The sequence below is a fragment of the Variovorax nivicola genome (assembly GCF_051216475.1).
Lineage (GTDB): Bacteria > Pseudomonadota > Gammaproteobacteria > Burkholderiales > Burkholderiaceae_C > Variovorax.
This window is the reverse complement of the sequence record NZ_JBPJZK010000001.1, coordinates 101,153-116,559: the sequence shown is the minus strand read 5'-3', so window position 1 is coordinate 116,559 and position 15,407 is coordinate 101,153. Positions and strand designations below refer to the sequence as shown.

The following is a 15,407-nucleotide window of genomic DNA, read 5'->3' as shown; positions in this document are numbered from 1 at the left end:
TGCCATTCTGCCGTCTACCCATCTGAATACGCATGAAAGAAAGTCGAGGCCTTGCTTCAGCTTTCATCCAAGGACCTCTCGTGACCACACCGACACTCGCCTCCATCCTGCGCAACGGCGCCCTCGCGCTCACCCTGGCCGCCGCAGCCGCAACTTCAACAGCAGAACCGACGGCCTACTGGAGCCCCAGCTGGATGGCCAGCACGCAACCTGTCTGGAACGGCGACTTCGTGCTGCCCACCGGCCTGCCCTTCCAGTTCAACCGGCAGACCGTGCGCCAGGTGGCGCGGCTGAGCATCGGCGGATCGCGGCTGCGCGTGGTGATCAGCAACGAAGGCGGGGTGGCGCCGCTGTACATCGGCGCGGCGCGCGTGGCCCGGCATGCCGAAGGCTCGGCTGTCATCGAGGGCAGCGACCGGCCGCTGCGCTTCGGCGGGCAGGCCGATGTCACCATCCCGCCCGGCGCGCGGCTGGTCAGCGACCCGGTGGACATCGCCATGCCCGCTCTCGGCGAAGTTGCTGTGTCTCTCTATCTGCCGCGGCCCAGCCAGCCTGCGGGCTTTCACTTCGATGCGCGCCAGACTGCCTACGTGGCCGATGGCGACCTGACCGGCGCCGCGCGCCTGCCGACAGCGCCAACGCAATGGAGCACCCGCGTCTACGTCAGCGGCCTGATCGTCGAGACACCCAGGCCACCGGCGACCGTCGTCACCCTCGGCGATTCGCTGACCGACGGCAACGGTTCGACGCCCGGCACCAACACCCGCTGGCCCGACGCACTGGCCGAGCGGCTGGTGGGGCGCAATGTCGCGGTGCTGAACGCCGGCATCTCCGGCGGCCGCCTGCTGAAGGACGGCATGGGCCGCGCCGGCCTGGAGCGCACGGGCCGAGACGTGTTCGCCCAGCCGGGCGTGCGCGCCATGATCGTGCTGCTGGGCACCAACGACATCGGCTGGCCCGGTGGCCCGTTCGCACCGAACGAACCCGCCGTGCGCGCGGAAGCCGTCATCCAGGGCCTGCGGCAGCTGGCGGAGATGGCTCGCGCCCACAACGTGCGCATCATGGCCGGCACCATCGCACCGACCGAACGCGCGCCGGAAGGCACGCCGCTCGAAGGCCACTACTCGCCAGAGAAGGACAAGGTGCGCCAGGCCGTGAACCGCTGGATACGCGAAGGCGGTGCATTCGACGCCGTGGTCGACTTCGACGCCGTGCTGGGCGACCCGGCCCGGCCCTCACGGCTGAAGGCATCGATGGACTCGGGCGACCACCTGCATCCGGGCGATGCTGGTCACAGGGCAATGGCGGCGGCCGTCGACCTGGATGCCCTGCTGGGCAGGCCTTCTCAGCCCTGAAAATACTGTACATAAATACAGTATTTCTTTAAAATTCGTCGTCTCCAAGAACACAATCGAGGCGACGACGATGACCACCGCCAATCCGCCTGCGCCCACTGCGCAGGCTCTTTTTTTCTCCAGGCTGCACCAGTTTCAGCCCCCCTCCCGCACAGGCCGGATCTCGACCTGGCCCTTCAAGGTGACTCGCGACAAGGACGACATTCGCGTCCAGGCAGCGCGCGTCATCCGCACGACGGCCGAGAGCTGGTGGCCGTCTGAATCCTGAAGGAGCAAGCGCCCAATGGCCGCGCGCCGAAAGCTTCTGATCGGGCTTTTTCCTGCCAGCGAAGTGCAGGCTGAAATCGAAGCGCACCGCAAAGACTGGTGGTGGCCCAGAGACTGCTCTTTTCCGCCCGAAGAGCGCCTGCACCTGACGCTCCAATACCTCGACGATCAACAGGGGTACGCCGAGCAGCGTCTGCGCGCCGCACTCGCCGAAGTGTCGATGCAGCCACTGCAACTCACGCTCGACCGCTCCTGCACATGGTCCAACGACGCCTCGGTGGTGCAGCCGTCGGAGCACGAAGGATTGCGGTGCCTTCAGCACGACATCAGCCGCGCGTTGCTCCGAGCCGGCTTTCCCCTTCGTGTCGGCATCCGCGGATGGACGCCGCACGTCACGATCGCACGAAAGGCCGAGCATGCGGCAGCCCCCTCCCTGAAGCCCATTCGCTGGACGGCAACGGAGTTCCGCCTGGTCCGCTCGCACTTCACGTATCCGTTTCACCACGAACCGCTGGTCTCCTATCCTCTGCACTGAGGTGCGGCATTCGTCCGGCGCTACAGTGGCCGCATGCTGACGCCCCCCGATCTGTCGCGCGAAACCATCGCGCAATGCCTCGCCGATGCCTACGGCCTGCACGACGCCCGCATCGAATTCCTGCCCCTCGGCGCGGATGTGAACTCCGCCGTCTTTCGCATTGATGCGAGTGACGGCGCCGCGTACTTCCTCAAGCTGCGCAGAGGCGATTTCGACCAGCCGGTCGTCGCAATCCCCGCCTTCCTTCACCACGAGAAAGGCATCGAAGCCGTGATGGCGCCGTTGCCAGCAACGAGCCACCAACTGAGTGTGCAAAGTCATGGTTTCGACTGGGCGCTCTATCCCTTCTTCGATGGCAAAAACGGTTTCGAGCGCGCATTGACGAACCGGCAATGGACCGTGCTCGGCGCCGCATTGGGCGCGATCCATCGCACCGAGCTGCCCGAAACCTTGTCAGCCAGTCTTCCCAAAGAACACTACGCCCACCACTGGCGCGAAGGCGTCCGCCGCTACCAGCGCCGGTTCATCAACGGCGTGAAGGGCGACGACATCGTCAAGCGATTCTTCGCGTTCTGGGAGGAGCATGCGGAAGAGATCGACACCGTCGTCTACCGCAGTGAGCAGCTCGCGTCCATCCTGCTCGAACGCCCGCCGCAGTTGGTGCTGTGCCACTCCGACCTGCACGCAGGCAATGTTCTCGTCGGCGACAACGACCGCATTTCCATCGTCGACTGGGACACGCTCATCCTCGCGCCGAAGGAGCGCGACCTGATGTTCATCGGCGGCGGTGTCGGTCACGTGTGGAACCAGTCGCAGGAAGAAGCGCTGTTCCACGAAGGCTACGGATCGAAAGACATCGACCTCGTCGCCCTCGCCTACTACCGCTATGAACGCATCGCGAAAGACGTACTCGAATTCTGCGACCAGATGTTCGATGCCACGGCCAGCGCGGAAGACCGTGAAGAAGGCCTGCGCCAGATGCAGAGCCAGTTCCTGCCCGGCGACGTCGTCGCCATCGCGCACCGAAGCTACGACGACATCACCTGACCCGGCCCGAGGTCGTCAGATCAGCATGTCCTGCGCGTCGTCCTCGAATCCGGCAATCGGCTGCGCCTTGGCCAGCGCGAGCCACACTGAAAACGGAATTCGATCGAATGCGCGATGCACGGCCGCACGCGCGACCACGAGGCGTTCGCCCTCGAGCACCATCACGCCACATTCGGCAGGCACCTCTTCGGGCTTGGCGATGCAGCGACCTTTTGCGTCGTTGCCCAGCACGTACCAGCACTCGCCGCCCAGATCGAGGTAGGCCGCGCGCTTGTCGGGCTTGCGCAAATCGCCCAGCAGGTCGGCGCGGCTCACCTTCACCTCGTGCACGATGGGGTGCGCATAAGCCTCGACGCTGGTATTGCGGATCGAGAACACATCGGGCCGCGCAACGCACCAGCGCGGCTTGCCGCCCTCTTCCAGCGGCGGCAGGCGGGCGCGCAGGTCCAGGCCACGCCATGCGATGCGGCCGCCGCGCGTCATCTCGCGCGCCACGCGCTCCACCAGGGCTTCGTGCGGCGACAGCGCGGCCCGATTGATGGTGAGCGTGGTGGCGATGCGTGCAATGCCAGCGTCGGTCACGCGCAACGTCTCGTGGCCATGCACCGTGCGCACGCGTTCCAGATAGCCGCCGGCGAGCAGTTCGACTTCGATGGTGTCGCAGCACGGCCAGCCGGCCGAGCGGTAGATCTCGCGCAGGCGCCGCGCATGCGGCTTGCCGAAGGGCACCGCCGTCTCGGCCTTCTGCATTGGCGGAGGCTCCACCACGGGTGGCGGAAACCCAGGATCTGTCACGGGCGGCACGACTGGTGGCGGATCGCCCTCCGGCGGTGGCATGGGCGGCGGCGGTGGAGGCACGGGCACATCGGGCGCTGGTGGCGGCGGCCCGATGGGCGTGGCGACGATGGGGGCAAGAACGGCGGATGCGGGCATGGCGGAAACAGGTTAGCGAAAAGTCGTGGAAGGCGCGAGGCATGGAACGATCGGTTGCATTCGGTTCTTCCCTTCCCGCGTCAATGAAAGTCGCGGCTCGTGTTGCTCTGCGCGAGCCGGCCCATGAGCGGCGTCAGGTCTTTGAAGCCGGCGGCGATCAGGTGCTGCACCTTGCCGCCGCTGTCGTCGTCGCGCTGCCATGTGCCCTGCACCGCGAGCAGGTGCGACTTGAGCAGCGGCTCGCGCCAGGCCTCGATGACGTGGCTCCAGACGATGACGTTGACGTTGCCCGTCTCGTCCTCCAGCGTGACGAAGATGGTGCCGTTGGCGGTCTGTGGGCGCTGCCGTCCCTTGACGATGCCGCAGGCGCGCGCGGTCTGGCCGCTGGGCAGCGAACGCAGTTCGGCCGCGCTCATGAGCTTCATGCGCGCAAGGCGCGGGCGCAGCAGTGCGAGCGGATGGCGGCGCAGCGTGAGGCCGAGCGCCGCGTAGTCGCCGACGATCTCCTCGCCCTCGGGCGCGGCCGGCAGCAGCAGCGCCTGTTCGTTGATCGGCACGCCCCGCAGCAGAGCCGGCGACCGGTGCTGCGCGGTGGCGTCCCACACCTGCTGGCGCCGATGGCCCGAGAGCGACATCAGCGCATCGGCCGCAGCCAGCGCGGCCATGTCCTTGCCGTCGAGCTCGGCGCGCAGGGCGAGGTCTTCGGTGCTCGTGAAAGGCGATTGGGCACGTGCTTCGAGCAGGCGCTCGGCGCCACCCTTGCTGAGGCTCGAGATGCGGTTCAGGCCCAGCCGCACCGCGGGCTGGTTCTCGTTGCCGAGGCGATCGACGTAGCGTGCGTCGGTGCCGCTCGGCATGCGCGGCGCATCGGGTTCGCGGGCTTCGAGCGTGGTGTCGATTTCGCTTCGCGTGACGTCGACGGGACGCACCTCGACGCCATGGCGGCGTGCGTCCTGAACGAGCTGCGATGGGCTGTAGAAGCCCATCGGTTGCGAATCGAGCAGCGCGGCGAGAAAGCAGGCCGGCTCGTAGCTCTTGAGCCAGCTGCTCACCGTTACCAGCAGCGCGAAGCTGGCGGCGTGGCTTTCGGGGAAGCCGTAGTCGCCGAAGCCCATGACCTGCTTGAAGATGGCTTCGGCGAATGCTCTGGGGTATTCGTTGTGGACCATGCCATTCACGAGCTTGTCGTGGAATTTGTCGAGGCCGCCTTTGCGCTTCCATGCCGCCATGGCGCGCCGCAGTTGATCGGCCTCGTCGGCTGTGAACTTGGCCGCGATCATCGCGATCTGCATCACCTGCTCCTGGAAGATCGGGATGCCCAGCGTGCGCTCCAGCGCGGGGCGCAGCTCTTCTTTCTCGTAGTGAATGGGCAGCTTGTTGCGCACCCGCTCCCGCTGCTTGAGATACGGATGCACCATGCCGCCCTGTATGGGCCCGGGCCGCACGATGGCAACCTCGATCACCAGGTCTTCATAGGTGCGCGGCTTCAGGCGCGGCAGCATCGACATCTGCGCCCTGCTCTCGATCTGGAACACGCCGATGGTGTCGGCGTCGCAGATCATGTCGAATACCTTCTGGTCGTCGCTCGGTATCTGGTGCATCTCCAGCGTCGAGCCCCGCCAGCGGTTCATGTGCTCGAGCCCGCGGCGGATGGCGCTGAGCATGCCAAGTGCGAGCACATCGACCTTGAGCATGCCCATCGCTTCGAGATCGTCCTTCTCCCACTGGATGACGGAGCGGTCTTTCATCGAGGCCTTCTCGACCGGCACCAGCCGCGTGAGCTTCGTGTGCGTGAGCACGAAGCCGCCCACGTGCTGGCTCAGGTGGCGCGGAAAGCCCTTGAGCCGCTGCGTCATCTCGATCCAGTGCATCAGCTTGAGCTCGTCTTCCTCGACACCGACGCGCGCCGAGGCCTGGCGCAATTGCTCGCCGAGCACTGTTTCGTCGAACCAGTAATGGTCCTTCGCGAATTCGTCGATCAGCCGTTCGTCGATGCCGATGGCCTTGCCCACGTCGCGCAATGCACTGCGCGCGCGGTAGCAGATAACGACGGCGGCGATGGCGGCGCGGTCGCGGCCGTATTTCTCGTAGATGTACTGGATGACTTCCTCGCGCCGCTGGTGCTCGAAGTCAACGTCGATGTCGGGTGGCTCGCGGCGATGGCGGCTCAGGAAGCGTTCAAACAGCAGGTGCCCCGTTTCAGGGTTGATCGCTGTGATGCCCAGGCAGTAGCAAACCGCCGAATTGGCCGACGAGCCACGGCCCTGGCAGAGGATTTCCCGTGAGCGAGCGAAGCTCACGATGTTCTCCACCGTAAGGAAGAACATCTCGTATTCAAGCTCGAGGATCAGGGCCAGTTCTTTCTGAACCCGCCGGCACACGCTCTCCGGAATGCCCCCGGCATAGCGTTCGAGCGGATATTTCTTGAGCGCCCCCTCCCACGTCCTGCGCACCAGCGTTTGCGCGGCCGTCTCGCGGCTGCCCACGGTTTCGAGCGGGTACTTGTAGTTCTCCCGGATCACCTCCGGATCGAAGCCGCATCGCCCGGCCACCACCAGCGTGTTCGCGAGCATCGGTGGCAAATAAAGCTCGGCCAGTCGCACCCGCTGCCGCAGATGCCGCTCGGCATTCGACTGCAATGCAAAGCCGCACTCGGCCACGGTCTTGCCTTCGCGCACGGCCGTCAGCACATCGTGCAACGGCTTCTGCGACCGCATGTGCATGTGCACATCGCCAGCCGCCACCAGCAGTACGCCGGCGTCCTCGCCCGCCTGCATCAGCGTGACGAGCCAGAGGTCGTCGTCGAGTTCGTTGAACAGCTCCACGGCCAACCAGAGGTTTTCGCCGTACAACTCCTTGGCGGCCATCAGGTCTTCGTGCAGCGTTGCGACATCCATCGCACCGCCGGGGTTGCGCGGCGGCACGAAAAGAATCTGGCAGTGCTGCAGCGAGGCCACGTCGCTGTCTTCCCAGCTCACGCGGTACTCGCCCTTGGGCAGCTCGGTGTTGCGCGCAGCGGTGATGAATTCGCACAGGTTGCCCCAGCCCTCGGTGTCGTTCGCGATCACCACGAGCTTGAAGCGCTCGAACCGGAACTCGCTGCCGAACAGCAGGCGGAAGCCGGGGTGACGCTGGATCGGCGGCGCTTCGGGGTGCTCGCGTTCGAGCGCATCCAGCTTCGCCGACAGGTCACGCAACGCGACATGGGCGCGCACGATCCCGGCCACCGAGCATTCGTCGGTGACTGCCAGGGCCTCGTATCCCAGGTGGTAGGCGCGCTCCACCATGTCCTCGGGCGTCGATGCGCCGCGCTGGAAGCTGAAGTTCGTGAGGCTGTGCAGCTCGGCATATTCCGGCAGGCCCGGCACCGGCCTGGACCGCTGCGGGAGCACATGCACATTGGCGGGCATGCGAGCTCGGCTCTGCTTGCCGCTCAGGTCAGGCATAGAAACCCTGCAGATACCAGCGCACCTCGCCGGAAGAAAAGCGCGCGGCAGGCCGCTCGCGAAAGATCCACACCAGCCCGGCCTCGAGGCTTTCCGCGACGTAGTAGTCGCGCATCGCAGGCTGGCCGCCGTCTTCCTTGTCGCCCCACCAACCCGTCTCTACGCGCTGCGGCCCGATCAGCCTGCTCAGCGGGCCGCGATAGCACGGGCGCTCGCCATCCATTTCGAGCAGCAGCGGCTCGGGCAGCAGCCACGGCGGGTAGATGGCGTCGGGCTGCGAAGCCGCGGCCCTGGCGGCTTTTGCTTCCTTGCGGGCCTTGTCGCCGGGCGCGTTCTCTTTCTTCTCTTTCTGCAGCGCGGGTCGCCATGCCTGCTTGCGCTCGGGCCGGTGGTCGGCCTGCGCCGACGGCACCACCACCTGCTGCGCTCCGAGCCGCACGCTGAGCCGCTCGACCATCTCGTGCAGCCTGTCGCCCTTGCGGTTGTCTTCCGGCAGAAAGCTGGTGCTGGCGCCGGCCCACGGATCGGTTTCGAGCGTGCGCAGCCTGAGCCAGCTCGCAGGCGCGGCCAGCGTGGTGAGGGCCAGTTTTTCGGACAGCAGGCGGCGCAGGTGCGCCATGTCCTGCGTGGGCTCGGCCGTGCGCACGGTGACCTGCTGGTGCGGCGGCAGATTCACGCCGTTGAAGCGCTTGAGATCGAGCGTCCACTCCAGTTCAAGTGCGCGTGCGCCACGCTGGCGGGCACGCAGCCAGATCTGCAGGGCCGACAGCAGCCGGTTGGCCGACCACATGAGTTCGGGTACGGTCTCGGCCAGCGCTGGCAGCTCCAGCTTCTGCTCGAACACGTCGGGCAGCGTGAGCCAGGCATGGCTTTCGGGGCGCAGGCCCCAGGCGGCGTCGAGTGCCTCGCGCAGCCCCGAGCCGAAGCGCCGCGTGAGGCCGCCACGCGGCAGCGCCGCCACCTCGCCCCAGGTGCGGCAACCCAGGCGCGCGAGCAGGTCGAGGTGTTCGCGCGCGGCGCTCAGCGTGTCGAGCGGCAGCCCGGCCGGCACGTCCTGCGGGCGCTTTTCCTGTCGAACGAACAGGCGCAGCCGCGCCAGCGCGATCAGGCTCGTGGCGCCCTGCGCGCCCAGCATGCGGACGTCGGGTGCGGGGTTGTCGGCCAGCAGCTGGCGCATCAGCTGCAACCGTCCACCCCACAGGCGCTCGCAGGCGGAGACTTCGAGCATCAGTGCCTCGTCTTGCCAGGCGACGTGGGGCGTGTACTGCAGTGCCCACCAGCCCAGGGCTTCGGGCGTGGGCAGCGTCGAGGCATCGGGCGTGTCGGCGTCAGGCGACCACCGCAAGGCGATCCAGTGCATCTGGGCCCCCTCCCTTCCACGCGTCGATGCGCACCACGGTCGCCGACGTTGCCGCCTCCCCGGCCGGCACCGTGCCCAACTGCTGCAGACGCAGCTTGCGGCGCAGCCGGGCGGCGGCCAGCAATGCGGTCATGCGTTCGTTGCGCGCCGGCAGCATCACCGGCGTGGCCAGCGGCGGGCCACGGCGCTTGAGGATGTGCAGCTCGATCTGCGACGCATCCGCTTCGCAGCGCTCGGCCCGAATGCGCAGCCGCGCCGGCGAGGCCGACAGCGCGACCGATTCGGGCCGGCACACGAACAGCAGCACCTCGTGCTGCGCGGCCGCCAGCTGCAGCCGCCGCAGTTCGCCGACCCGCGCCTGCGGCAGCCAGGCCACGACGGCGGCGATGTCCGCGCAGCGCAGTGCCTGTTCGCAGGTCCACAGCCGCGCGGCCGGGGCCTCGCTGCGGACCCACATCAGGGCCTCCACCGGCAGCCCCTGCGCCGCGAGCGACGGCCCGCAAGGCTCATAAGGCGCGCCGACCAGCACCACCGGCCCGCCCCGCACCTGCACCGCCTGCGCCAGCGCGGGCAGTAGCAGCCGCCAGACATGGGCCTCGGGCGCGGCCTGCAGCAGCTCCGTCATCGCCCCGACCGGCCAGCCGCCGCCCGGCAACTGCGCGTCGAGCGCGGCGTGGCCGGTGGCGACGACCTGTGCGTCGGCAAGGCCGAGTTCGTCGGCATGCCAGACGCCACGGCCTGCGGCAGCGGAAAAGGAGTCGAGGAAAGGAAGGCCCATGGTGAAGACTGTTAACTGTGTTTTTATACAGTATTCCATGGGTCACGGCAAGAAAGCCGTTTTTCTGTTTTTCTTCTTCAGCGCCCCAACGGCTGCACCGCGTGCGCCACCGCACGCAGCCCCTGCGAGAAAGCCTGCGCCGCGGGCGTGAGCGAGGCACGGTCGCGCATGAGCAGCGAGACATGCACATTGGGCAGCTTGTCCGCCAGCCGCAAAGCGACCAGCCCCCTGCGCGCCGTCGAGTGCGCGAACACCGGCGCCCCGGCGAGCGTCAACGCATCGGCCTTGCGCACGAGCGTGGCGCCCAGTTGCCACGAATGGCAGATCACGACATCGCGCGGTGCCGGCATGCCAAGGGCGGCGAAGTTTCGTTTCAGCAGTTCGGCGCCATACGGCGGCACCACCCACATCGCCTCCTGCAGCCGCGCCAGCGATCGCACCCGCGCCAGCGGATGGCCCGCGCGGGCAATGGCCGTGAGCGGAAAGTTCAGCAGCACCTCGCGGTGGAGACCATCGTCCGCCGCCGGCTCCAGTTCGCCAAGGATCGCGAAATCGAAGTCGCCGCGGTCCCACAGCCCCTTCACGTCGGCGCCGCTGAGTTCCTGCAGTTCAAGCGCCACGCCGGGCCACTGGCGGCGAAAGTCCAGCAGCGCGCTCGGCAGCAATTGCTCCATCGCGAACGAACTGAACGCCACGCGCAACAGGCCGCCCGCGCGGTCACGCAGCTGGGCGATTTCTTCTTCGGCGCGGCGCACCTCGTTCGACAGCAGCCGCGCGCGCCGCAGCAGCGCCTGTCCGATCTCGGTCGGCACCACGCCCTTGGCGCTGCGCACCAGCAGTTGCGCGCCCACGCTCTGCTCCAGTTCGCGAATGGCGTAGGTCATGGCGGGCTGCGTCAGTGCGGAGCCGCGTGCCGCGGCACGGATGCTGCCGGCCTCGGCGACCGCCTCGAAGATCTTGAGGTGCTTCAAGTTCATGAAGAGTATGTCGGGTGTGCGATCAGCAATTTTGATCGCTCTGCAGTTTTTCGGATCTTTTCCTTCACCCCGGCTTTAGCTATGGTCCGCAGCGGTTCTTTCACATTCCTTGCACGAGCCTCTCATGAACATCCGCTCCCGCCTCGCCCTGCTGATGCTGTCCGGCAGCTTCCTGAACGGTGCCGCCTTCGCCCAAACCGCGCCGGAAAACGGCAACGGCAACGGTAACGGCAACGCGCTCGCTACGCGCGCGCTGGCCCTGGCCGATGCCTCCGAGGCGCAGGTGATCGAATGGCGCCGCCATATTCACCAGCACCCCGAGCTCTCCTACCAGGAGGTGCGGACAGCCGCCTACATCGCGGCCGCGCTTGCGAAGATGCCAGGCATCGAAGTGCAGTCCGGCGTGGCCAAGACCGGCATCAAGGCCGTGCTGCGCGGCGGCAAGCCGGGCCCGGTGGTCGCCCTGCGCGCCGACATGGACGCGCTTCCCGTTCTCGAGCGCAACGACCTGCCTTTCAAGTCGACCGACAAGGCGCCCTGGCTGAACAGCGAGGTGCCGGTGTCGCACGTCTGCGGCCACGACACCCATGTCGCGATGCTGCTGGGCGCGGCGCAGGCGTTCTCGAAAATGCGTGCGGAACTGCCAGGCACCGTGGTTTTCCTGTTCCAGCCGGCCGAGGAGCAAGGCCCGGGACCGGTGCTCAGCGGTGCGCCTGCAATGGTCAATGCCGGCGTGCTCGACAACCCGAAAGTCGACATCGTGATGGGCCAGCACATCAATGCGCGCGGCCCCTCGGGCACCATCAGCTACCGGCGGGGCGGTTTCATGGCCAGCGGCGACGCCTTCAAGATCTCGCTCAAGGGCAAGGGCGGGCATGGCTCGTCGCCCTGGACCGCCAAGGAGCCCACCATTGCGGCCGCAGAGATCGTGCTGGCGCTGCAGAACATCGTGAGCCACCAGATCGACCCGCTCGACGGCCCCACCGTCGTGACCGTGGGGCTGCTGCAAAGCGGCAACCGGGTGAACATCCTGCCCGACACGGCGGAGATTGCCGGCACCGTGCGCTCGCTGTCGCAGAAGAACCAGAAGATTGCGCACGACAACATCCGGCTGAAGGCGCAGAAGATCGCCGAAAGCCACGGCCTGACCGCCGAGGTGACCATCGACACCGGCTACGAGGTGCTGGTGAGCGATCCCGCAGCCACGCAGGTGGTGGCGCAGGCGCTGGAAACCGCGGCCGGTGCGGGCAAGGCGCGCGAGTCGCAGCCAAGCATGGGCTCGGAAGACTTCGGCTCGTTCGGCAAGAACATCCCGGTGGTGTTCTGGCATCTGAACGCCTCGCCCTTCGGCGACAAGCACGGCGCGCCCAACCACTCGTCGGAATTCGTCATCGACGAATCGGCGATGCGGGTGGGCGTGCGCGCACTGGTGGGCAGCACGCTGACGTACATGAACCGGCCCAGCGGCACCTGAACCAGACGGCGACCGGGCGGCCCCATCTGTGCCTGATGCGCCCGGTGCGATGCGGCCCCGATTGGCGAATCCAGCGGTGCGGTGTATGGTGGCCGCTCCGCGCCATGACATCCACCGGCCTGCCCTCTGCGCCTGTTCCGCGTCTCTCCCGCGCCCGATTCCTGCGGCTCCTCGCGGCGCTGCCTGTGGGGGCCGTGGTCCCATCCTTCGCGCAGCAGCAGCAGCAACCGCCACTCAAGCCCATGCCGACGAAGACGATGAACACCCGCCCCATCCCCTCCACCCAGGAAGCCCTGCCCGTGATCGGCTGCGGCACCTGGATCGGCTTCGACCAGCGCCCCGGCAGCGAGGAATACAAGCGCCTTCCCGGCGTGCTCGATGCCCTGTTCGCGGCAGACGGCACGGTGATCGACAGCTCGCCGATGTACGGCCGCTCCGAGGAAACCACCGGCGAACTGCTGGCCGCAGCGAAGCAGCGCGACAAGGCCTTCCTCGCCACCAAGGTCTGGACCTCGGGCCGCGAGGCCGGCATCGCGCAGATGGAGCAATCGTTCGCGCGGCTGCGCACGCAGCGCATGGACCTGATGCAGGTGCACAACCTCGTCGACTGGCGCACGCACCTCGCCACGCTGCGCGGCTGGAAAGAGAAAGGCCGCGTGCGCTACATCGGCATCACGCACTACACGGCCTCGGCCTACGACGAAGTCGAGGCCGTGCTGCGCAGCGAAAAACTCGACTTCCTGCAGATCAACTACTCGCTCGACTCGCGCGAGGCCGAGCAGCGCCTGCTGCCGCTCGCGGCCGAGCGCGGCGTGGCGGTGATCGTCAACATGCCTTTCGGCGGTGGCGGCCTGCTGCGCCGGCTGCGCGACAAGCCGCTGCCCGCGTGGGCCGGCGAAATCGGCAGCACCAGCTGGGCACAGGTGCTGCTGAAGTTCGTGCTGAGCCACCCGGCGGTGACCTGCACGATTCCGGGCACCAGCCGCGCCGAGCACATGGCCGACAACACCGCGGCCGGCGCGGGCACGTTCCCCGATGCAGCCTTCTGGCGCCGCGAAGCCGCCGCTATTCGAACTTGACGTTGTGCTCCCGCACGGTGGCGCCGAAGGCGTCGTACTGCGTGCGGAAAAACTCGGCGAACTTCGCGGGGCTCATGCCGTAGCCCTCGAAGCCCTGCTGCACCAGTTGCGCATGCACCTCGGGCCGCTTGAGCGTGTTCTGCAGCTCCAGCGAGAGCTTGTCGGTAATTGCCTGCGGCAGCCCCGGCGGCCCGAAGAAGCCGGCCCACGGCGTGATGGTGAGCTTGCCCAGCCCCAGCTCGCCGCCGGTCGGCACGTCGGGCAGCAGGCCGCTGCGCTGCGGCAGCAGCGTCACCAGCGCGCGGATGCGCCCTTCCTTCACGAAGCCCGGCGCCAGCGTGCCGGTGGTGAACATCATCTGGATCTGGCCGCCCAGCAGGTCGGTCATGGCCTGCATGTCGCCCTTGTAGCGCGCGTTGACCACCTTGCGGTCGCCCAGCAGTTGCAGCATCGCGAGCTCCGAAGCGCTGTTGCTCGATGCCGAGTTGTAGGCGCCCGGCTTGGCCGAGATCATTGCCAGCAGTTCGTTCACGCTCTTCACCGGCAGGCTCGTCGGCACCACCAGGAACATCGAGAACTGCCCGGCCGAGCTGATCGGCGTGAAGGCCTTGAACGGGTCGTAGGGCGGCGTCGGACGCAGCGTGGGAGCGGCCACCATCGCGGTGTTGGTGCCCATCAGCAGTGTGTAGCCGTCGGGTTTGGCCGACGACGTGGCCTGCGCCGCGAGCACGCCATCGGCACCGGGCCGGTTCTCCACGATCACCTGCTGGCCGAGCTGCTTCGACAGCCCCTCCGCGATGATGCGCGTGAGCACGTCGGCGCCGCCGCCGGGCGCGAAGCCCACGATCAGCCGCAGCGGCTTGTTCGGATACGCGTCGGCACTCCAGGCCGCCGCGCCGGGCAGCATCGCGGCCGCCAAAGCCGGGAGCACTGCCATGGTCAGGGTTCTGCGTCGCATGAAAGGCTCCTTGCTTCAGAAGAGATGCCGCACACCGAATTCCCACCCCGACGAGCGCTGCCCGGCCCCCGGTGCAACGCCGCCGCTGACCACATAGCGCGCCTGTCCGCTGTTCATCAGCCGCGCGTAGGTGCCGTAGAGCGCGGTGCGCTTGGAGAGGTTGTGCACGTAGCCGATGCCGAACTGCCGCGCGTCGTCGCGGTTGCGCGGCATGCCGTTGGCGTTGCGCAGGCTCTCGTCGCTGCGGTCGTCGAGGTAGGCGTAGCTGATGCGGATGCGGCCGACCTCGAAGGCCGGGATGTGCGCGCCGATCTCCGTGGTGTTCTTGCGCACCGTGCCGCCTGCGAGCTTCACCGTCACCTTGTTGTAGAGCGCGAAGAACTTCGCGAAGCCCGCGTCCCAAGAGCCGCCGATGTTGGCGTGCGTGTAGTTGCCGATGGTGGTGGTGGCGTCGAAGTGCGAGCGCGTGACGGCCGCCGCGATGTCGAACGCGCCCGAGGCGAAGCCGAAGCGTGCGCCAGCGAAATTGCCGTCGTCGCGGTTCGCGACAGTCGAGTCGTTCTCGCCAGTGCCGACCATCGCCATGCCGTAGAAGCCGCCGATGTTGGGCGGCAGCCAGTAGCTCACCGTGTTGCTGCCGGTGATGGCCGTGGGCAGCGGCCCCGTGCCCGCGCCAGCGAAGGTGAGGTTGCCCGCGCGCGCCACGCCGTTGGCGTTGAAGGGGTCGAAGTAGATGCTGTTGTAGTGCGTGGGAATGAAGTCGTGGCCCAGCCGCACTTCGCCCAGCGTGTCCGACGAGAGGCTCACGAAGGACATGCGGTCGAAGGTTATGGGGCCCGCCGCGCCCGCGCCGCTCGTCTGGTTGTTGCTGTTGCTCGGCCGGCCCGTGCCGTTGTCGGGGTTCAGGCTGCCTTCGAGCCAGAAGCCCGCGCGCAGGCCGCCGCCCAGGTCTTCGGTGCCGCGAAATCCGAGCCGGCTGGTCGAGAGCCCGCCGTTCGACAACGCCTTGACCGAGCCGCTGCCGGCGCCGCTCGTGTACTGGATGCCGAGGTCCACCACGCCGAACACGGTGACGCTGGATTGCGCATGCGCCGCGCCGCTGCTTGCCAGCCCCAGCGCCGACCACATCAAAAATCTCTTCATGGTTTCTTGTCTCCTGCTTCTTCTCTTGGGTTGAAAAACTCTGGAATCGCGCGCA

The 15,407-nt window shown here is 67.5% G+C and carries 13 protein-coding genes; 6 read left to right on the top strand and 7 right to left on the bottom strand.

Going from position 1 to position 15,407, the window contains the following annotated elements:
• Positions 1-80: 80 nt before the first annotated feature.
• From ACSFBF_RS00565 to ACSFBF_RS00550, 4 genes are all read left to right on the top strand, one after another.
• Positions 81-1,355: an SGNH/GDSL hydrolase family protein gene (locus tag ACSFBF_RS00565; RefSeq protein ID WP_435464411.1), complete on the top strand. Its 1,275-nt coding sequence runs from the start codon at positions 81-83 to the stop codon at positions 1,353-1,355.
• A 70-nt stretch (positions 1,356-1,425) separates the two neighbouring features.
• On the top strand, positions 1,426-1,623 hold the full coding sequence (locus ACSFBF_RS00560) for a hypothetical protein (protein ID WP_258354282.1): 198 nt from the start codon (positions 1,426-1,428) through the stop codon (positions 1,621-1,623).
• Positions 1,624-1,638: 15 nt separating this feature from the next.
• Positions 1,639-2,157: a 2'-5' RNA ligase family protein gene (locus ACSFBF_RS00555; protein WP_435464410.1), complete on the top strand. Its 519-nt coding sequence runs from the start codon at positions 1,639-1,641 to the stop codon at positions 2,155-2,157.
• Between the two features lie 33 nt (positions 2,158-2,190).
• Complete coding sequence (locus ACSFBF_RS00550) at positions 2,191-3,204, top strand: phosphotransferase enzyme family protein (protein WP_435464409.1); 1,014 nt, start codon at positions 2,191-2,193, stop codon at positions 3,202-3,204.
• 15 nt (positions 3,205-3,219) lie between these two features.
• Here the strand turns inward: ACSFBF_RS00550 and ACSFBF_RS00545 are convergent, their stop codons facing one another.
• The 5 genes from ACSFBF_RS00545 to ACSFBF_RS00525 form a co-directional block, all read right to left on the bottom strand.
• Positions 3,220-4,137, bottom strand: coding sequence for a hypothetical protein (locus ACSFBF_RS00545; protein WP_435464407.1), 918 nt, complete (start codon positions 4,135-4,137; stop codon positions 3,220-3,222).
• Positions 4,138-4,217: 80 nt separating this feature from the next.
• Positions 4,218-7,583 (bottom strand): error-prone DNA polymerase, encoded by a 3,366-nt coding sequence (locus tag ACSFBF_RS00540; protein ID WP_435464405.1) that lies wholly within the window; start codon positions 7,581-7,583, stop codon positions 4,218-4,220.
• Positions 7,576-8,943, bottom strand: coding sequence for a Y-family DNA polymerase (locus tag ACSFBF_RS00535; RefSeq protein WP_435464404.1), 1,368 nt, complete (start codon positions 8,941-8,943; stop codon positions 7,576-7,578). The genes ACSFBF_RS00540 and ACSFBF_RS00535 overlap by 8 nt, the downstream gene beginning before the upstream one ends.
• Positions 8,912-9,721, bottom strand: coding sequence for a translesion DNA synthesis-associated protein ImuA (gene imuA, locus ACSFBF_RS00530; protein ID WP_435464403.1), 810 nt, complete (start codon positions 9,719-9,721; stop codon positions 8,912-8,914). Before imuA ends, ACSFBF_RS00535 begins: the two co-directional genes overlap by 32 nt.
• A 77-nt stretch (positions 9,722-9,798) precedes the next feature.
• Positions 9,799-10,698, bottom strand: a complete 900-nt coding sequence (locus ACSFBF_RS00525; RefSeq protein WP_435464401.1) for a LysR family transcriptional regulator — start codon at positions 10,696-10,698, stop codon at positions 9,799-9,801.
• 124 nt (positions 10,699-10,822) lie between these two features.
• On the opposite strand from ACSFBF_RS00525, the gene ACSFBF_RS00520 reads away from it, so the two are divergent.
• Both ACSFBF_RS00520 and ACSFBF_RS00515 read left to right on the top strand, forming a co-directional pair.
• Positions 10,823-12,172 carry a M20 metallopeptidase family protein gene (locus tag ACSFBF_RS00520; RefSeq protein WP_435464399.1) on the top strand — a complete coding sequence of 450 codons (1,350 nt, stop codon included), beginning with the start codon at positions 10,823-10,825 and terminating at the stop codon, positions 12,170-12,172.
• A gap of 104 nt (positions 12,173-12,276) precedes the next feature.
• On the top strand, positions 12,277-13,251 hold the full coding sequence (locus tag ACSFBF_RS00515; protein ID WP_435464398.1) for an aldo/keto reductase: 975 nt from the start codon (positions 12,277-12,279) through the stop codon (positions 13,249-13,251).
• Here the strand turns inward: ACSFBF_RS00515 and ACSFBF_RS00510 are convergent.
• Together ACSFBF_RS00510 and ACSFBF_RS00505 are read right to left on the bottom strand one after the other, a co-directional pair.
• On the bottom strand, positions 13,238-14,209 hold the full coding sequence (locus ACSFBF_RS00510) for a Bug family tripartite tricarboxylate transporter substrate binding protein (RefSeq protein ID WP_435464397.1): 972 nt from the start codon (positions 14,207-14,209) through the stop codon (positions 13,238-13,240). The genes ACSFBF_RS00515 and ACSFBF_RS00510 overlap by 14 nt on opposite strands.
• A gap of 15 nt (positions 14,210-14,224) precedes the next feature.
• Complete coding sequence (locus ACSFBF_RS00505; RefSeq protein ID WP_093055759.1) at positions 14,225-15,352, bottom strand: porin; 1,128 nt, start codon at positions 15,350-15,352, stop codon at positions 14,225-14,227.
• Between the last annotated feature and the right edge of the window lie 55 nt (positions 15,353-15,407).